The 17,108-nt window shown below is 29.7% G+C and carries 16 protein-coding genes; 1 reads left to right on the top strand and 15 read right to left on the bottom strand.

What is annotated here, in order from left to right:
• Positions 1-132 precede the first annotated feature (132 nt).
• The 8 genes from WH52_RS00335 to WH52_RS00295 all read right to left on the bottom strand — a co-directional run bounded on the left by WH52_RS00335 (position 133) and on the right by WH52_RS00295 (position 5,973).
• Positions 133-312 (bottom strand): hypothetical protein, encoded by a 180-nt coding sequence (locus tag WH52_RS00335; protein ID WP_086028934.1) that lies wholly within the window; start codon positions 310-312, stop codon positions 133-135.
• 1 nt (position 313) lies between these two features.
• Positions 314-2,170 carry a DNA topoisomerase IV subunit B gene (locus tag WH52_RS00330; protein WP_086028933.1) on the bottom strand — a complete coding sequence of 619 codons (1,857 nt, stop codon included), beginning with the start codon at positions 2,168-2,170 and terminating at the stop codon, positions 314-316.
• Between the two features lie 342 nt (positions 2,171-2,512).
• Positions 2,513-2,797, bottom strand: coding sequence for a membrane protein insertion efficiency factor YidD (gene yidD, locus WH52_RS00320; RefSeq protein ID WP_233131486.1), 285 nt, complete (start codon positions 2,795-2,797; stop codon positions 2,513-2,515).
• Positions 2,794-3,027: a hypothetical protein gene (locus WH52_RS00315; protein ID WP_086028932.1), complete on the bottom strand. Its 234-nt coding sequence runs from the start codon at positions 3,025-3,027 to the stop codon at positions 2,794-2,796. Before WH52_RS00315 ends, yidD begins: the two co-directional genes overlap by 4 nt.
• A gap of 9 nt (positions 3,028-3,036) precedes the next feature.
• On the bottom strand, positions 3,037-3,243 hold the full coding sequence (locus WH52_RS00310; protein WP_086028931.1) for a hypothetical protein: 207 nt from the start codon (positions 3,241-3,243) through the stop codon (positions 3,037-3,039).
• 99 nt (positions 3,244-3,342) lie between these two features.
• A complete protein-coding gene (locus WH52_RS00305) occupies positions 3,343-4,008 on the bottom strand; it encodes a helix-turn-helix domain-containing protein (RefSeq protein WP_086028930.1) in 666 nt (221 codons plus the stop codon).
• Between the two features lie 2 nt (positions 4,009-4,010).
• Entirely contained in the window at positions 4,011-5,774 is a 1,764-nt protein-coding gene (locus WH52_RS00300) for a tetratricopeptide repeat-containing sensor histidine kinase (protein WP_086028929.1), read from the bottom strand.
• 19 nt (positions 5,775-5,793) lie between these two features.
• Complete coding sequence (locus WH52_RS00295) at positions 5,794-5,973, bottom strand: hypothetical protein (protein WP_086028928.1); 180 nt, start codon at positions 5,971-5,973, stop codon at positions 5,794-5,796.
• A gap of 372 nt (positions 5,974-6,345) precedes the next feature.
• Between WH52_RS00295 and WH52_RS00290 the strand changes: the two genes are divergently transcribed.
• Positions 6,346-7,083, top strand: a complete 738-nt coding sequence (locus WH52_RS00290; RefSeq protein WP_086028927.1) for a hypothetical protein — start codon at positions 6,346-6,348, stop codon at positions 7,081-7,083.
• A 51-nt stretch (positions 7,084-7,134) separates the two neighbouring features.
• On the opposite strand, the gene guaB is transcribed toward WH52_RS00290, so the two are convergent.
• The 7 genes from guaB to WH52_RS00255 form a co-directional block, all read right to left on the bottom strand.
• Positions 7,135-8,610 carry an IMP dehydrogenase gene (gene guaB, locus WH52_RS00285; RefSeq protein WP_086029379.1) on the bottom strand — a complete coding sequence of 492 codons (1,476 nt, stop codon included), beginning with the start codon at positions 8,608-8,610 and terminating at the stop codon, positions 7,135-7,137.
• A gap of 94 nt (positions 8,611-8,704) precedes the next feature.
• A complete protein-coding gene (locus WH52_RS00280; RefSeq protein ID WP_233131485.1) occupies positions 8,705-9,424 on the bottom strand; it encodes an ABC transporter ATP-binding protein in 720 nt (239 codons plus the stop codon).
• A 5-nt stretch (positions 9,425-9,429) separates the two neighbouring features.
• Positions 9,430-11,046, bottom strand: coding sequence for an ABC transporter permease (locus tag WH52_RS00275; RefSeq protein ID WP_086028925.1), 1,617 nt, complete (start codon positions 11,044-11,046; stop codon positions 9,430-9,432).
• A 21-nt stretch (positions 11,047-11,067) separates the two neighbouring features.
• Entirely contained in the window at positions 11,068-12,102 is a 1,035-nt protein-coding gene (locus tag WH52_RS00270; RefSeq protein WP_086028924.1) for a Fe(3+) ABC transporter substrate-binding protein, read from the bottom strand.
• Between the two features lie 30 nt (positions 12,103-12,132).
• On the bottom strand, positions 12,133-14,583 hold the full coding sequence (locus tag WH52_RS00265) for a TonB-dependent receptor domain-containing protein (protein WP_233131484.1): 2,451 nt from the start codon (positions 14,581-14,583) through the stop codon (positions 12,133-12,135).
• A 25-nt stretch (positions 14,584-14,608) separates the two neighbouring features.
• Positions 14,609-15,976 (bottom strand): HTTM domain-containing protein, encoded by a 1,368-nt coding sequence (locus tag WH52_RS00260; RefSeq protein ID WP_198938338.1) that lies wholly within the window; start codon positions 15,974-15,976, stop codon positions 14,609-14,611.
• Positions 15,969-17,066: an imelysin family protein gene (locus WH52_RS00255; RefSeq protein ID WP_086028922.1), complete on the bottom strand. Its 1,098-nt coding sequence runs from the start codon at positions 17,064-17,066 to the stop codon at positions 15,969-15,971. Before WH52_RS00255 ends, WH52_RS00260 begins: the two co-directional genes overlap by 8 nt.
• Positions 17,067-17,108 lie beyond the last annotated feature (42 nt).

Here is a 17,108-nt window from a genome sequence, read left to right as displayed (position 1 = left end):
CTAAATACGCTGATAAATTTTTCTTAATATCTGTTATATGATCAAAGTCTATCGATAATAAATTTACAAGGATCATTATTATTGATAAAACCAATGTAAATTGTGTAAACCTCTTTTTCATTCTTATTTCTTTTACTTTTTCTTAGTTAGTATGGTTATTAATACAAAAGCTATCGCAGAAAATAACATACTAACATATTGAGTTTTATTATGCGTCCATGATAAATCTTCAAAATTTACTTTAAACAGATTTATAAAAAACATGGTCGCCGCTATAATTAAATATACTTTGTGTCTTGAGATATTTTTCATATTAATTCTCTTCTACTAAATCTTGTTCTACTTTTAAGTTTTCAATAATGAATTTTTGTCTATCTGGTGTATTTTTCCCCATATAGAATTGTAACATCTGTTCTATAGACATTTCTTTATCTAACATTACTGGATCTAAACGAATATCGTCTCCAATAAAGTGTACAAACTCATTAGGTGAAATTTCCCCCAATCCTTTAAATCGCGTAATCTCTGGCTTCCCTCTCAATTTACCTATAGCAGCTTGTTTCTCCTCTTCAGAATAACAGTAAATGGTTTCTTTTTTATTTCGTACTCTAAATAGTGGAGTTTCTAAAATATATAAATGACCTTCTTTAATCACCTCTGGAAAAAACTGTAAGAAAAACGTGATTAATAGTAAACGAATATGCATTCCATCGACATCGGCATCGGTAGCAATTACTATGTTGTTATAACGTAAATCTTCTAATCCGTCTTCTATATTTAATGCTGCTTGTAATAAATTAAACTCTTCGTTTTCATAAACAATTTTTTTTGTTAATCCGTAAGAGTTTAACGGTTTTCCTTTTAAACTAAATACCGCTTGTGTGTTTACATTTCTTGATTTGGTAATTGATCCACTTGCTGAATCTCCCTCCGTAATAAATAACGTTGTATCTAAATATCCATCTTTTTTAGTATCTCCGAAGTGAATACGACAGTCGCGTAATTTTTTATTATGCAAACTTGCTTTCTTAGCTCTTTCTCTTGCTATTTTACGAATTCCTGAAAGTTCTTTTCTTTCTTTCTCTGCTTGTAAGATTTTCTTCTGAAGTTTATCAGCAGTTTCAGTATTCTTATGTAAGAAGTTATCTAATCTTGTTTTTACAAAATCGTTTATATAAGTACGTACCGTTGGTAAATCTCCTCCCATTTCGGTAGAACCTAATTTGGTTTTTGTCTGACTTTCGAAAACTGGTTCCATTACTTTGATAGAAATGGCAGCTATGATTGATTTACGCACATCAGAAGCATCAAAGTTCTTTCCGTAGAATTCTCGAATCGTTTTTACCACTGCTTCTCTAAATGCTGCTTGATGCGTTCCTCCTTGTGTAGTATTTTGACCGTTTACAAAGGAATGATACTCTTCTGAATATTGTGTTTTACTGTGCGTAATCGCTATTTCAATATCGTCTCCACGTAAATGAATTATTGGATACAACATATCTTCTTGATTGTTGTTGTCTTCCAATAAATCTTTCAATCCGTTTTCTGAATAGTACTTTTCTCCATTGAAAACTATCGTAAGTCCTGGATTTAGGTATACATAGTTTTTTAATAATCGGATGATATATTCTGGACGATACTTATAATTTTTAAAAATTGTATCATCGGCAATAAAGGTCACTTTAGTACCTCTTCTTCTCGATGTTTCTTCTAATAAATCTTGATTGGTTAAATTTCCTTTTTCAAATTCTGCTGAAGCTGATTTACCATCACGCGTAGATTCTACTCTAAAATAGGTAGATAATGCGTTTACAGCTTTGGTACCAACTCCATTTAGTCCAACCGATTTTTTAAAGGCTCTAGAGTCATACTTACCCCCTGTATTCATTTTAGAAACTACATCAACCACTTTTCCTAATGGAATACCTCTACCGTAATCTCGTACAATTACTTTATTTCCTTGAATAGAAACTTCAATGGTTTTACCTGTACCCATTACAAACTCATCGATAGAGTTATCGAGAACTTCTTTTACAAGAATGTAAATTCCATCATCGGGTGACGAACCATCACCGAGTTTACCAATATACATTCCTGGACGCATTCGGATATGTTCTTTCCAATCGAGCGAGCGTATATTGTCTTCGGTATATTTTGTTTCTTGAGCCATAAAAATTGTGAGAATTTGAAGTGCTTGCTAAAATAACATTTAGCATGAAAAAACAAAAAACTCTGTTGAATTAGTTTTCAACAGAGCCCAAGATATTTGCATTTTATTACTTGTTTTCCAGTTTACAAAGTGTTCTTCCAAATTTTTCGGCCTTTTTTAAAGTAGTTTCTTTTATTTCGGCTTTACATCTATTTAAACCTCTACATGTCTTTTTATAATGATATCTTTTACTTGATGTGCTTTTACAAATAAATACTTTTTGTGTTGTTTTTATTTGAAAGCTAAATAAACTAATTATAATTGTTAGTAAGTATATATATATTCTTTCATTATATAAAACTCTTATTTCAATAACCATTTTGCAATCTTATCTTCTGAAATTTCATCTCCGTTCGGAAGAATCATAATTACATTATCAGTTATAGGTTTTTTTAGTAACTCAAATCCATATCTACAATTTTTAAACCTGTAGACCAAAGCTTTTAGTCCCCCAAAAAAACCTTTACTTTTTGTAACCTCATAAACAAAATGGGAACATGATTTTCTAAAAATGCATTTAGGAAGTTTGTTTTTAGGTTTTAAACTCCAGTACATTTTAATTAAGCCTAACAAAATATACTTCATCATTCCTTACTAAAAACTATCATTCTCCTGTATGCTTTAAATCCAGGTTTACTGCCAAAACCAAAACAACCTGGGATTGGAGAAATATGTGTTTCTACACTTTCTAAACGAATATATTTCCATCCTTGATTTGAGAAATTTTCAATAATATCCTCTAACTGTTTTGCTACTTTTTTCGTATTATCTTTTTCTCTATTAATAACAGGATAAAATGGTACTACTTTATATTCCATAAATTTTAGTTAACTTGTATGACACACATTACTACAATAGTAACAGCCATTTACTTTATTATAATATTCTTTTGCCTTACTAACAGCACTATAACAACTAATAAAATCTCCTAAATAAATTCTATTCTCTATATTCGGAAGCCAACTACATCCAAATTTATGAACCTCATGATCTCCATTAATCTGGGCATTTTTATTTACATAATATTTCGGCATATAAAAACTATTTATTTTTAATATGATAAAATTAATATCTAGAAAAAGTAAAACCTTACGGATTTCCGTAAGGTGTTATTAAATATTTAAATTCTATTTTTAAATCAATCCAAAATCTTTTGTGATAGCTATCAATTGAGTTGGGTTATTAGCATTGAAATTTTCTCTTAAAAGCTTTAATCTTTTTTCGACAGAACTGATACTACAAGGCTTTACTTTTTTATTTTTCAGCGCTATACTTATTTCTTTTTGTTCAAACCCACTAGCTAATAATTCTAATAACAATACGTCGTAATCTGTAATTTCAAAAGCTTCTTTTTGTTTTAAATATTGAGATAAGCTTGGAGAAATAAAAAATGTATTATTAAATACATATTGAATAGCCGATTCTAATTCTCTTGCTCCGTGAACAGATTTCCAAACATAAGCATCTACCAATAATTCATTACAAAGATGTTTGATCCTATACGGTTTATCTTCTACCGAAAAAATAATAGTTTTAAGTTCTGGTTGAAGTTTTTTTACTTCTGATATTAAATCTTCTCCAGTATATAACCGTTGTGGATTAGGGTTATCTACAAACGAAAGATCACTTATTAGTAAATCGAAAGGATTATTATCTAACCATGCTTTCTTTATTTTTAAAAAAGCTTCATCACAATATTTTGCGTATTCAATTGTTGGAATGTTTAATTTTTCTAAAATTGATTTGATTCCGCTAGACATGAAATCGGCATCCTCTGCTATCAGTACTTTTTTAAACATAATTACTTTTTTAATTGAAACTTAGCTTGAAAACCTTTTTGATTTTCTGATTCAAAAATAATTGTTCCTCCAACAGATTTTATACGGGTTTCCATATTTTGTAATCCGTTTTTAATTTTTAACTTATCTACACCTACTCCATTATCTTTGTATTCTATATATAATTTGTCTTTTTCTTGCTTAAAAGTAATCATTACCAAACTTGCATTGCTATACTTTTTCATATTCACCAATAGCTCTTGTAACACTCTATAAATTACTATCTGTTTTTCTTTAGTAAGTTTATTTATTTCTATTGATGATAGTCCTTTATTTAATACTTTACAAATATCAGAGTTAAACTCTGTGAATAATTGTTTTAAAAAATATTCAAATTGTATCCCTGTTAAAACTGGGCTATTTTCGTGAGAAATATTTCGTGTTTGGGAATAGATTTTTTCTAGCTTATTCAACAATACTTCTTCGTCTTCTCCTTGCTGAATTTTATTCATAACTAAGTACACATCATTTGCTAATTCATCATGAATTTTTTTCGCTAAACGGGTTTCTGTTTTATATACTTCAATTACTTTTTCTTTTTTGTTTTTCTCTCTCTTATAGAAAAAATATACTATAGAACTTAATATTGTTATAATGACTGCAAAAAGCCAGATTTGTTTCTCAGATTTTTGTTTTTCTACTTCTAATTTATTTTCTATTGATTTTTTTTCTGCTACTATTCTTTGCTTTTTCTCTTTATCATAATTGTAGATAACTTTTACTAATTTATTTTGAGATTTTTTTCGTGCACCTACAATACTATCTTTTAATCTAAACCTCTTTTGAGCAAGTTTTTTTATCCTGTGATCACTTTCAAGTATAATCAATCTATCTAGTGCTTCGATAGTACTTTCAGATTTTCTCTCTTGAATAGCTAATTCATACATTTTATATGCATAATTTAAAGACTTTTTTTTGTCTTTAATCATATAAAAGTCTGATAAATAAGAGTAATTAGTTATTAAACCATCGAAATCTTTAATATGATTTTTTATCTTCTGAGCTATTAAAAATTCTTCTAAATCAACATCTTTACCTAATCGAAGTTTAGCATAAGCATAATTATCTAAAACTTTTGACTTTAATTTTAAAGGTAAACTATTAAAAAGAGAGGTACTTGTAATGCTCTTATAAATTGAAATCGCTTTCTCATAATCTTTTAAAAAAATATAATTGTTAGCTTTATTACTATTATATCTACTCTTTTTTATTTCATCCTTTGTATATTTAATTGCTAAATCATACCAATATATTGCTTCTTTAAATTCTTTTTGTTGATTTGCATTTATTCCTAAGCAATTATAAACAGAGGTAATTATCTTATCTCTATTTTTTAAATATTTTAATGCTTTAATCGCTGTTGAATCACTTTTATAATATAATTGATAATTAGATTCAATTACAGCTATCTCCTTTAACACTTTACCTGCATTAAGACTATCTCCTTCTTTCTCGTAAGCTTCTTTAGATTTTTTATAATTAACATAAGCACTATCTTGTTTATTATTTAAAAAAAAGTAATAACCTAATCTATAATACTCTTTACTAAGAGAATGTCTTAATTTATTTTTTAAAACAATTACATCTTTAGTATATCTAATAGCACTAGATAAATCTTTTTCTTGTACAGCTTCTTTACGTTTTTGAACAAGGCTTTTTGTGTTATTTTTTTGAAAATTTACAACAATAAAAGAAAAAAAAAGGAATAAAATCTTAATCTGTTTCATTCCTCTAAAATATTAAATTTTATCCTTTTATATCAGGTTCAGCATCAGGATCCTCAGGCGGATCTTGATCATTACCTCCTCCAGTATTTTGAAGCTCATGTTCAGTTTGATTATTCACCAATTTATCTTCTAAATCGGTACACGATGTAAACACATTACTTATAAATAAAACTGCTATTGCTATGAATATTTTTTTCATTTCTTTTAAAATTTTCGAGCATTAGTTTTCCTTTCCAAGCGTTGGTGCTCAGATTTTTAAAGTGCTTGGAAAAGCCTAAAATTTTAAAAGAGTCGCGCGTCTCTTTAGTGGGAAGTAGAAGATTAAAATCAGTTATATTTAATAGCTTCCCTTCTAAAAAACTTACTGATTTATAATCTTATGTTTTTATAAGAATCGATTGAATTACGATTACTCACACTGCAAATATTGTAGGATTTAAATGTTTGAGGTTTATCAAATTTTATCCATTTTTTTATCAATTACAATTGTCTACTTTATGGATAACCGTAATTAAGAGCTGTACAATAGAAGTAGTTTTGGACAATTATTTGACAACTCCAACCTACTACTATGATTGAAAAGCTTATTAATGATTTCTTCAACGCTATTGAAGAACAAGAATCTATTACTTCTAGACACGGAAAATCTGTATTTTTTGTTGAGGAAATTTTAGAAAAAAAACATAAAAAATTTAATTATGTAAGCATTCAAACCATTAGTAGGCTTCAGAGAAAATATATTGATAAGGAAGAAAATATTTCTGTAAGTGCTCCAGATAGTTTTATAAAAGATGCAATGGCTCAATATTTAACTTATATAAACTATGAAGATTATAAACTCATAAATTCTCCCACTCCTTTTTGGGGTAAAAAAAAAACTCATTATTCAAACAAGAATCATACTGCTGAGTTAAATTCAAAAACAAAAGATGTTTACAAAAAAATAATCATCAAAATTAGCATCACACTAGCTATATTCTTTTTACTCACCTATAGCATTAAAAACTTTTTCTTAAGTAATAAAGAGTGTATTGCTTGGAAAGGGAATCATTATAAAAAAGTTTCTTGCAATTCTCTTAATGCAATTGATAATACAAATCAGAATATTGACATTATAAGCTTTAAAAAAATCATTGTTAGTGATACTACTACATTCTTTATTAAAGGAAAGCCAAATTATTGGTACGGAAAAAATAAAAGTGGTATCAGAGAGTTTTTTACCAAAAGAGGTATTCATCCAGAGACTAAGAAAGAATTAAAACCTATTACAAGAGCAATTTTAAAAAGTGAAGGTTTATTAATGGAATAAAAAAAGCCGTTAGATTTATAATCTAACGGCTTCCAATATATTCTGTAATAATTATCGTCTACTATAATTTGGAGCTTCTTTAGTAATAGCTACATCATGCGGATGACTTTCATTAATTCCGCTTGCTGTAATACGTACAAACTTTCCTGTGTTCTTAAGTGTTTCAATATCTTTAGAACCACAATATCCCATACCTGCACGTAATCCCCCTACAAACTGATGAATACTTTCTTGTAATTCTCCTTTATAAGGTACTCTTCCTACAATTCCTTCTGGAACTAATTTTTTAATATCATCTTCTACATCTTGGAAATAACGATCTTTAGACCCTTTTTTCATTGCTTCGACAGATCCCATTCCTCTATATGATTTAAACTTACGACCTTCGTAAATAATCGTTTCTCCAGGAGACTCTTTAGTTCCAGCTAATAATGAGCCTAACATTACACAGTCTGCTCCAGCAGCAATCGCTTTAGGAATGTCTCCTGTATAACGAATTCCTCCGTCTGCAATTACTGGAACTCCGCTTCCTTTAATAGCGGCAGCCACTTCTAACACCGCAGAAAACTGTGGAAAACCAACCCCTGCAACGACACGTGTAGTACAAATAGAACCAGGTCCAATTCCAACTTTGACTGCATCTGCACCAGCTTCAACTAAATATTTAGCTGCTTCTGGAGTAGCAATATTACCAACAACAACATCTAATTGAGGAAATTTGGTTTTAACTTCTTTTAATACTGAAACTACTCCTTGGGTATGTCCGTGAGCGGTATCAATAATTACAGCATCTACTCCTGCATTTACTAGAGCTTCTGCTCTCTCAACAGCATCATGAGTAACTCCTAATGCAGCAGCAACACGTAAACGACCATAAGAATCTTTATTGGCTGTAGGTTTAAGTGTTAATTTAGTAATATCTCTAAAAGTAATTAACCCAATTAATTTATCTTCATCATTAACAACAGGCAACTTTTCAATCTTGTTTTCTTGTAAAATAACTTCGGCGTCTTTTAAAGAAGTTCCTTCAGCAACTGTAACTAAATTTTCGGCTGTCATTACTTCAACAATAGGGCGTTCGTTGTCTTTTTCAAATCGTAAATCTCGATTTGTAACAATACCAACTAGTTTTCCTTCTGCATCAACTACTGGAATTCCTCCAATTTTATGTTCACGCATTGCTTGTTTGGCATCTAAAACGATTGCATCAAGAGATAGCGTAATTGGGTCGATTATCATTCCACTTTCTGCACGTTTTACTTTACGAACTTCTTGAGCTTGTTGCTCAATGGTCATGTTTTTATGTAGAACTCCTATACCTCCTTCACGAGCAATAGCAATTGCCATAGCCGATTCTGTAACGGTATCCATTGCAGCAGATACAATAGGAACATTAATCGTAATATTTCTGGTAAATTTTGTTTGGATTGAAACTTCTCTTGGAAGTACTTCGGAATATGCAGGAACCAACAATACATCGTCGTATGTTAAACCTTCTCCTACAAATTTTGACTGATGAGCTTGCATGTGCAATTAATTTAGTGTGTTGTTAATTAATTGCATGCAAATATACCATAAATAAATTTAGTGGTTCTTTAAGTTATTGTTAAATGATAAATCATTACATACTTTCAAAAAGTAACTTTACATAGCTCTCTTCTGGATTTTCGTAAACATTTTTAGTTTTTCCAGATTGTAAAACATTTCCTTTTTGTAATACTAATATTTCATCTGAAACTGTTAGAGCATCTTTAATGTCGTGCGTTACAAAAATTGCAGTAGTGTTGGTTTGCTTTAAAATAGTATGAATATCTTTTCGTAATTGATTTCTTAAAATTACATCTAAATTACTAAAAGGCTCGTCTAAAATTAAAAGTTCTGGTTTCGGTGCTAATGCTCTAGCTAAAGCTATTCTTTGCTGTTGTCCACCAGAAAGTTCATGCGGATATCGTTTTTCCATTCCTGATAAACCAATCAACTGTAAAACTTCAGTAACTCTTTCTTTTTTATTTTGATCTTTTGAAATTCCGTAAGCAATATTTTCAAAAACTGTTAAATGAGGAAATAACGCATAATCTTGAAATACCATTCCTACATTTCTATGCTGAGGTTCGATAAAAGTTTCCTTTGAAGAAATAATATTTTCTTTCATTAGTATTTGCCCTTCATTCACAACTTCTAATCCTGCAATTAATCGAATTAACGTTGTTTTTCCGCTTCCACTCTCTCCTACTACAGCTAAAATGTTTCCTTTCTCCAAAGAAAAAAATACGTTGATTAACGCTTCTACTTTTCCTTTATTAAAGGTTTTACATAGATTTTTTACTTGTAATATTTCCACACTTATTAGTTTTCTTTAGCTATTAATCTGTTTAAAAACAATACAGGTATAACTCCTGTAAAAATAATGAATAACGAAGGTAATGCCGCTTCGGCAATTAGTTCATCACTCGCGTACTCGTAGGCTTTTACTGCCAATGTGTTTATATGATAGGGCTTTAGTATTAATGTTAACGGAAGTTCTTTCATCACATCTACAAATACTAAAATAAAAGCGCTTAAAATGGCTGATTTCAACAATGGAAATTCAATTTTGAAAAACGTTTCAATATTTCCTTTTCTTAACAATTTTGAAGCTTCAGACAACGACTTCCCTAATTTTAAAGTACTTGCTTCAATAGGGTTATATGCCACTGCTAAATAGCGGACTGTATATGCATACACCAAAGCCAGAATGGTTCCGTTCAGTATAAATCCGATTTTAAAATTGAAATACTCTCTAAAAATAGTAACCACCCATTTATCAATTGCTAAAGTCGGAATTAAAACTCCTACAGCAATTACTGCTCCTGGAATTGCATATCCTAAAACACTGAACTTTGTTAGCATATTTATGATTGATAATCGGTTCCATTTGGCAAAAAACAATAATGATAAAGCAAAAAGTACTGTTACAAATGCTGAGCTTAATGCTATTAATAAACTTTGTAATGAAATACTTAAAAATTCTGAAGTAAAAACTTCTGTAAATGTTAAGTATGCCCAATATAATAATTGAAATAATGGTAGTAAAAACCCTAACAACACAGGAATAAAAACGGTTACAAAAAAAATAATTCGGATTGATAAAGTAACAGATTCTCGTTGTACTCGCTTATGGTTTTTAGTCGCATTAAAGTATCCTATTCTCTTACGTTGTTGCTTTTCTAGTGTAATTAAAACGAATATGATTAACACTAAAATTGCTGATAAATATATTGCTGTATCTGGTTCTTCCAATGAAAACCAAGCTCTAAATATTCCTGTGGTGAATGTATTTATTCCGTAGTATTTAGCTGCTCCATAGTCGTTTAAAACTTCCATTAAGACTAAAATCAAACCGCCAATAAAAGCAGGTCTTGCTAATGGTAATATTAACTTAAAAAAAGTTTTCTTTTCGCTTGCTCCCAATAATTTTGAGGCTTCAATAATATTACTGGATTGATTTAGGAAAAAAGCTCGAGATGCGACATATACATATGGATAGAGTGAAATACTCAATACGAATATCAATCCGAAATGATTCATCATATCTATTTTCAGATTGAATAGTTTTTCTACGACTCCACCGTAATCAAAAATTCCTGCATAGGCATAGGCAGTTATGTAAGATGGAATTGCTAACGGAAGAATTAACAACCATTCTAAAGTTTTACGTAAAGGAATTTTATAACGTGATACTATCCACGCAGAAGAAATTCCGAAGAGTAAGGTTAAAAAGCTTGTTCCTACAATTAATATAAAAGAGTTTGAAACATAGTTGGGTAATAACTTATTTACCAAGTGGCTCCATGTTTCTCCTGGTCCATAAAACAGATTGATAAATATGGTAAAAACAGGAATTGTGATAAACAAAACAATGGTCAATAATGCTATTGACCATTTTGTTGTATCTCTTTTTATATGTAGAAATAAATTCTTCACTAAGTATTTATGATTAAAAAATTACTTCCATTCAGCATTATCAAAAACTAATACTGCTTTTTTGTTATTTTCTCCCAATTTAGTTAACGATAACGTATCTTCTTTAAAACCTCCCCAAGATTTTAATAGTTCTGATGGAGCTACTTCTTCATTTACTGGATATTCGTAATTCGCCTTTGCAAAAACTTCTTGCGCTTTTTTACTTGCCAAAAACTCTACAAACTTAATAGCATTTTCTTTATTAGGCGCATACTTTGCAATTCCTGCTCCACTCACATTAATATGTGTTCCTCTGCCTTCTTGATTTGGGAAAAATATTTTTACTCCTTCTCCAGCCTTAACTTCTTCTGGATTTTTAGAGTTTAATAATTTACCAATATAATATGTATTTACAACGGCAACATCTCCTTCTCCTGCAACTACAGCCTTTACCTGATCTCTATCATTTCCTTTTGGTGAACGTGCCATATTTGCTACCATTCCTTTAGCCCATTCAGTAGCTTTTTCTTCTCCTAAATTAGCAATTAAAGAAGCTAAAAGCGATTGATTATAAATATTTCCTGAAGAACGAATTAAAATTTTCTTCTTCCATTTATCATCTATTAATGCTTCATACGTTGTTAACTCTTCGGGGGTTACTTTTTCTGGATTGTACACAATAACACGTGCTCTTTTAGTTAAAGCAAACCAATTGTTATCAACATCTTTTAAGTGAGATGGAATCGTTTTGTCTAAAAACTCTGATTTAACTCCTTGTAATAATCCTTTGTTCTTTGCTCTTACCAAACGACCTGCATCCACAGTTATTAAAACATCTGCTGGAGATTGTTCTCCTTCTACTGTCATTTTTTGCATTAACTCATCGGCTTTTGCATTTACAACGTTTACTTTTATTCCAGTTTCTTTTTCGAACTGAGCAAACAGTTCTTGATCTGCTTTATAATGACGATGCGTATATACATTTACTTCTTCCTGCTTTTTCTCTTCCTTTTTTTGTTCCTTTTTACAAGCTGTAAACAAAACTGCTAGGACTAAAATTGATATTATTTTTTTCATGATATATAATTCTTAATTGTGCTATTTAGTTTATAATTTGAATTGAAGCGTTACATAATAACTTCTTGGAGCTGATGGTATAATTCCTGGTCCAGGATATCCTGTAGCTCTTCGTGTAAAGTAACTTTCATTTAATAGGTTATTAATTCCTGTTTCTAACTTCCATTTTTTATATGAATATGAAAAAGAAGCGTCTACAATTGAATATGCTGGTATCGTACCTACAGCTCCAAAACTAGGAGTACCAACTAAATCTGATTGGTTAGCATGACTCGCATCTGTTTGTTGCTCTGATAAATGCGTGAATTGTACACTGCTTAAAAAATTTTTATACCCAAATTTTACTCCTGTTTTTAAATTTACATTAGGAATAAATTCTACTTGGTTTCCTACTACAGATTTCTCTAACGATTTTGTGTATTCTGACTTTGTTAACGCAAGGTTTACAAAATAATTTAACGCTATATCTTTGGAAGAAAACTTAAATAAATTCGATAAACTTACGTCTGCAAAACTTTCTAGCCCATATATAAAAGCATCACCAATATTTGTTCTTAACCTATCTCCAGTATCAGGTCCACTACTTACCCAAAAAACACCAATGCGTTTGTTATAAAATAACGCAAAACCACTAACATCGTAAGTAAGTATATTTTTAAATCTTCCTCTAACTCCTAAGTCAGCTGTACCTCCTTTTTCATCATCAATATTTTCATCTACTTTAAAGGTTGGACTTACCGTACGGATATCATTAAAAGTTACCGATCGATAATTTTGAGATACATTAGCATAAATCTCTAACGACTTAGTTGGTTTATAACTTGCTCCAATACCGAATAAAGCAAAACTTCTTTCTTTTATTCTATCGTCTCTAAATGTATTTATTCCGTTTGGTAAAGGAACTCCAGTTTGTAAATCGCCATTATTCCATAAAATTGTTTTAAAATCACCGTTACTTTCTGTTTTAATATATTCTAAACGGAAACCTGGTGTGATAGAAAATTTATCAGAAAATTTAAAAATATGCTCACCAAAAAGAGCGACATTTGTATTTGGAAACCTAAAGTTTGAAGAAATATATTCTTCTTCATTCGTAAAATTAAAGTTAGCATCTACTCCTTTTGTTCCTGGACCTTGTCTTTCTGAATTATTGGCTTTGTAATACTTTGCTCCTATTAAATATGTATTCTCATTTCCTTTAAAAGCATATTTAGATAAAAAACGAATCTCTGTTCCCCAATTTTTGTAATTCCCTACAATTAAGTCTCTTGTAGCATAATTTCCATCTGCAAGAATTTCATCTACATAACTAATTGGATTTACATTTTTAGATTTATAATTTCCTCTAAATCCAACGGCTTTTCTGGAAGCATCTAATCCAAAAAGATTTACACTTAATTTAGAATCTTCTGTAAATTTATGGTCTAACTTAACAGACCATAAATTCCAATTTACTCGAAACCAATTTCTTGTTCTATTACTTTGTAATGGGGTTTCATTAAACATTGCATCGGTTAATCCTCCTGCTTGTTTTGCTAAATAGTTTAGGTAAGTGGCTTCAACAGTTAATGTGGTTTTATCACTTAATTTATGATCAATATGACCATAAACGTTAATTGAATTGAATTGAGAGTTTGGTCTAAATCCATCTCCTCTCTTATAATTCACATATCCATAATAACCTGTATTGTCTACTGTCCCTCCAACACTATTAAATGTATTAAATAAACCAAATGAACCTACAGATTGACGAGTAATTAATTCAAAATCTTTGTTTTTATTAGGCTCTTTAAACTTGAAGTTTAACAATCCACCAAATTGAGTTCCGTATTGTAAAGAAGCTGCTCCTCTTACAATTTGAATTTCCTTTAAAGCTTCAGCTGGTGGTGTATAATAACTTTCTGGATACCCTAAAACATCAGCACTAATATCATACCCGTTTTGGCGAGTATTAAAATTTGATGTTCTATTTGGATCTAATCCTCTACCACCAATATTTAACTGTAAACCGGCATCGTCATTTTCGTAAATATTCAATCCAACAACTTGACTATAAATTTGACGTGCATTATTAGCTGCTTTGTTACTAATACTCTCTCCTAATAAAACAACTTCGGTTTTCTTACCTGCGTATATTGCTGTACCTTCTACTTCTTTCAATCTTTTTAAAGCAAATACTTTCTTTCTTCGTTGATTTATGACAACTTCAGAAAGTTCTTCTCCTAATTTTGAAAGTGTAATGTTTACTTTTAAATTCTCGTTATTTACAATAATTATTTGTTCTTTAATATCGTAATTATATGAGAAAAAGACTAATTTGTATTTGCCCGATTTTAATTTCTTAGTTTGATAAATACCCAAGTCATTAGTTGTTGCTAATTCACCTCCAGAAGCATTATAAACTTCTACGTTATTAATTGGTTTACCGGTATTATCAACTATTCTACCTGAAATAGTATATTGAGCAATTATACTTTGCATTGAAAAAAACAATATGTAAAGTATACTACAGTCCTTTAATTTTAATTTCATGATTAAATGGAATAATCCAATTTTTATGTTTAAAACTTTCTTTTTGTTGGTATAAATCTATTGTTGGATTTATAAATTGAGAACTTAATCTTCCGTTAAGTGTTACATAACTATCTACAAACACTTGAGGTTCTTTCATTCCTAATTCTTTAAATGTATCTCCTAAAAAATGAGCATATTCTAATATAAAATCTGGTTGAAAGCTCATTTGTTTTTCTTGCAGTTTTGTTAAGAAATCTCCGTTATCTATATAAAACTGTTGTTTGGTTTTGGCATCTACTACTTTAAATTCTGTAAATCCTGCTTTTTCTATCAACATAACTCTCCACGAAAAACGATAGCCTTCTTCTGTCCAAAATAATTCTCCTGGATATAATAAATACCTAAACGGAAATAGTAATTGAATAATAAAAAATACCGCTAATATGTTAACTGTAATTTTTTGTTTAGTAGAATAAAACAATGTTTTACTATTATCGAAATACGATTTTGATATTTTAAAAACATTAGCAATTGTTTGAAGGATTTTATGGTGTAACTTGTTATCAAAAAATATTAACGTACTTACAATCATTATATAAGGAAACATTCCTATTGGAAATAATATTCTAGTAAATACATGAAAAACTACTACCATAGCAAAGGCTAATAACCTTGTTCTTTTGTATAGTAATAAAAATGGGATTGCTAAATCATATAATGTACCTGCCCAACTCATAGCAAAATGAAACCATTTTTTTGTCATAAAAGAACCTACCAAAGGTAAGTCATATTGTACAGGTAGCCATATATTTAAGGGTGAGGCTCTAAATAACCAATCGGAATTTAACTTTGCTAAACCTGCATAAAAATAAACAATAGCTAACATTAACTTGATGCTATCTATACTCCAATTCGGAATTTTCTGAAAGGCTAGACTTTTATCTTGCTTCGCATCCACAGAAAAATAAGCGTTTGCAGGTAAAAAAATTAAGATAAAACTTACTAAACTAATAAAGTAATAGTGATTTAAATAAGTAGTTTTATCCATTAATTCAATATAGGTAAAGCTTAAAAAGAAAGCTATAATTGCCAATCTATACTTGTAACCTATAGCTATCATTAGTGATGCAATTCCACAAACAATAAATATTATATATGTATAATTGCCTAATGGTTTTACCCATTCAAAACCATAAAAAGAGAAGAAAAATTTAGGTTCTATGTAAAGTTCTTTAATCCAACCTTTAGACCAAAATCGGATTAAACTACCAAACATCATAAAACCAAAAAAAATACGAAATACTGCAAGTGGAGCAGCTTCCGTATTTTTTTGAAAATATTTTTCTAATGTTTTAATCATTATCAGAATCTGTCGAAGTATTCTTGATACTTAATGCACTAAACATATCGGGTTTAAAGCTTTTTAATAACGCTTGCATTGCATCGTAAGTATTTAAAAACACTGCTCTCTCGTTTTGAATTTGATCTTCAAAATTATCTTTTAATAAACTCGCTTTTTGATCAATATCATTAAACTTAGTATTTATTAAATCTGATAAATCTTTTCTGTTTAAAAACTCTAAATATTGTTGTAAGCTTTTACCTGTATTTCCATTATATCCAACACCTTTAAAAAAGTTTTTTGTGGCTAACATAGCAGTTGTAAATAACTCTTTTGATATATTTTTAGTGTAATATGCTTCTACTAATTTAACATCTGTAATACCTGTTTTTGCACCTGAAGGATTCGCAATTTTAGCATCTCTTAATTGTTTCTCGTAAAACGGTATCACATAAAAATTCACCATTTTATCTACACTACTAGAAATTGTATACCCATCATTATCTATAAAAGATTGTCTGTAACTTCCTTTCCAATCATCAGAAACTTGCTTCGTTAAATTGTATAATCTGTTAGTTATATCTTCTAAATACTTTTTAAACTTAGCTGCATCGGTTGCAGTAGTATAAAATGTAATTGTTTCTTGGTCGGTTCCTATACCGTTTAATAAATAATCTAAAGCAGGAAAACCTTGAACACCAATAAGATTTGGCGATTCTAAATTATAACTACCAGATTTAGCATAAGAATCTATTAAAGTAGCATTTGTAGGAATTGTATTCATATTTCCTACCATATTTAATTCTTGTGCTTTTCCTATTTGAAATAACGATACTTTTTGCCAAGTAATATATGCCTCTTTCCAAGCATTTCTAGCAGTAGTTAAATTAGCTGTACTTGGAGTAGCTGTAAAACTTAATACTGCATCTTTTAAAGAGTTTGTTTTTTGAGTAAAATCTGAATAACCTGGAATAATTACTTGATCTGCCCAAAATGTTAGCATTTCTTTTCTGTTAAAATTATCTGGGTTCGATGTTCCAGGATCATCGTTACTTGAACCACAAGCTATAACTAACAATAGTAAGCATATATATAGTATTCTTTTCATTTTTATGAATATTAATTTTTTATTAATCTAAATAAAGCCACA

The organism is Tenacibaculum holothuriorum, assembly GCF_002120225.1.
In the GTDB taxonomy this organism is placed as follows: domain Bacteria; phylum Bacteroidota; class Bacteroidia; order Flavobacteriales; family Flavobacteriaceae; genus Polaribacter; species Polaribacter holothuriorum.
Note: the sequence above shows the minus strand (reverse complement) of the source record. Positions and strands in the feature narration are given on the sequence as shown.

Excerpts from the sequence above, each read along its gene's own strand:
- WH52_RS00335 (WP_086028934.1), bottom strand. The coding sequence starts at position 312 with ATGAAAAATATCTCAAGACACAAAGTATATTTAATTATAGCGGCGACC.
- WH52_RS00330 (WP_086028933.1), bottom strand. The coding sequence starts at position 2,170 with ATGGCTCAAGAAACAAAATATACCGAAGACAATATACGCTCGCTCGAT.
- yidD (WP_233131486.1), bottom strand. The coding sequence starts at position 2,797 with ATGATGAAGTATATTTTGTTAGGCTTAATTAAAATGTACTGGAGTTTA.
- WH52_RS00315 (WP_086028932.1), bottom strand. The coding sequence starts at position 3,027 with ATGGAATATAAAGTAGTACCATTTTATCCTGTTATTAATAGAGAAAAA.
- WH52_RS00310 (WP_086028931.1), bottom strand. The coding sequence starts at position 3,243 with ATGCCGAAATATTATGTAAATAAAAATGCCCAGATTAATGGAGATCAT.
- WH52_RS00305 (WP_086028930.1), bottom strand. The coding sequence starts at position 4,008 with ATGTTTAAAAAAGTACTGATAGCAGAGGATGCCGATTTCATGTCTAGC.
- WH52_RS00300 (WP_086028929.1), bottom strand. The coding sequence starts at position 5,774 with ATGAAACAGATTAAGATTTTATTCCTTTTTTTTTCTTTTATTGTTGTA.
- WH52_RS00295 (WP_086028928.1), bottom strand. The coding sequence starts at position 5,973 with ATGAAAAAAATATTCATAGCAATAGCAGTTTTATTTATAAGTAATGTG.
- WH52_RS00290 (WP_086028927.1), top strand. The coding sequence starts at position 6,346 with ATGATTGAAAAGCTTATTAATGATTTCTTCAACGCTATTGAAGAACAA.
- guaB (WP_086029379.1), bottom strand. The coding sequence starts at position 8,610 with ATGCAAGCTCATCAGTCAAAATTTGTAGGAGAAGGTTTAACATACGAC.
- WH52_RS00270 (WP_086028924.1), bottom strand. The coding sequence starts at position 12,102 with ATGAAAAAAATAATATCAATTTTAGTCCTAGCAGTTTTGTTTACAGCT.
- WH52_RS00265 (WP_233131484.1), bottom strand. The coding sequence starts at position 14,583 with ATGCAAAGTATAATTGCTCAATATACTATTTCAGGTAGAATAGTTGAT.
- WH52_RS00260 (WP_198938338.1), bottom strand. The coding sequence starts at position 15,976 with ATGATTAAAACATTAGAAAAATATTTTCAAAAAAATACGGAAGCTGCT.
- WH52_RS00255 (WP_086028922.1), bottom strand. The coding sequence starts at position 17,066 with ATGAAAAGAATACTATATATATGCTTACTATTGTTAGTTATAGCTTGT.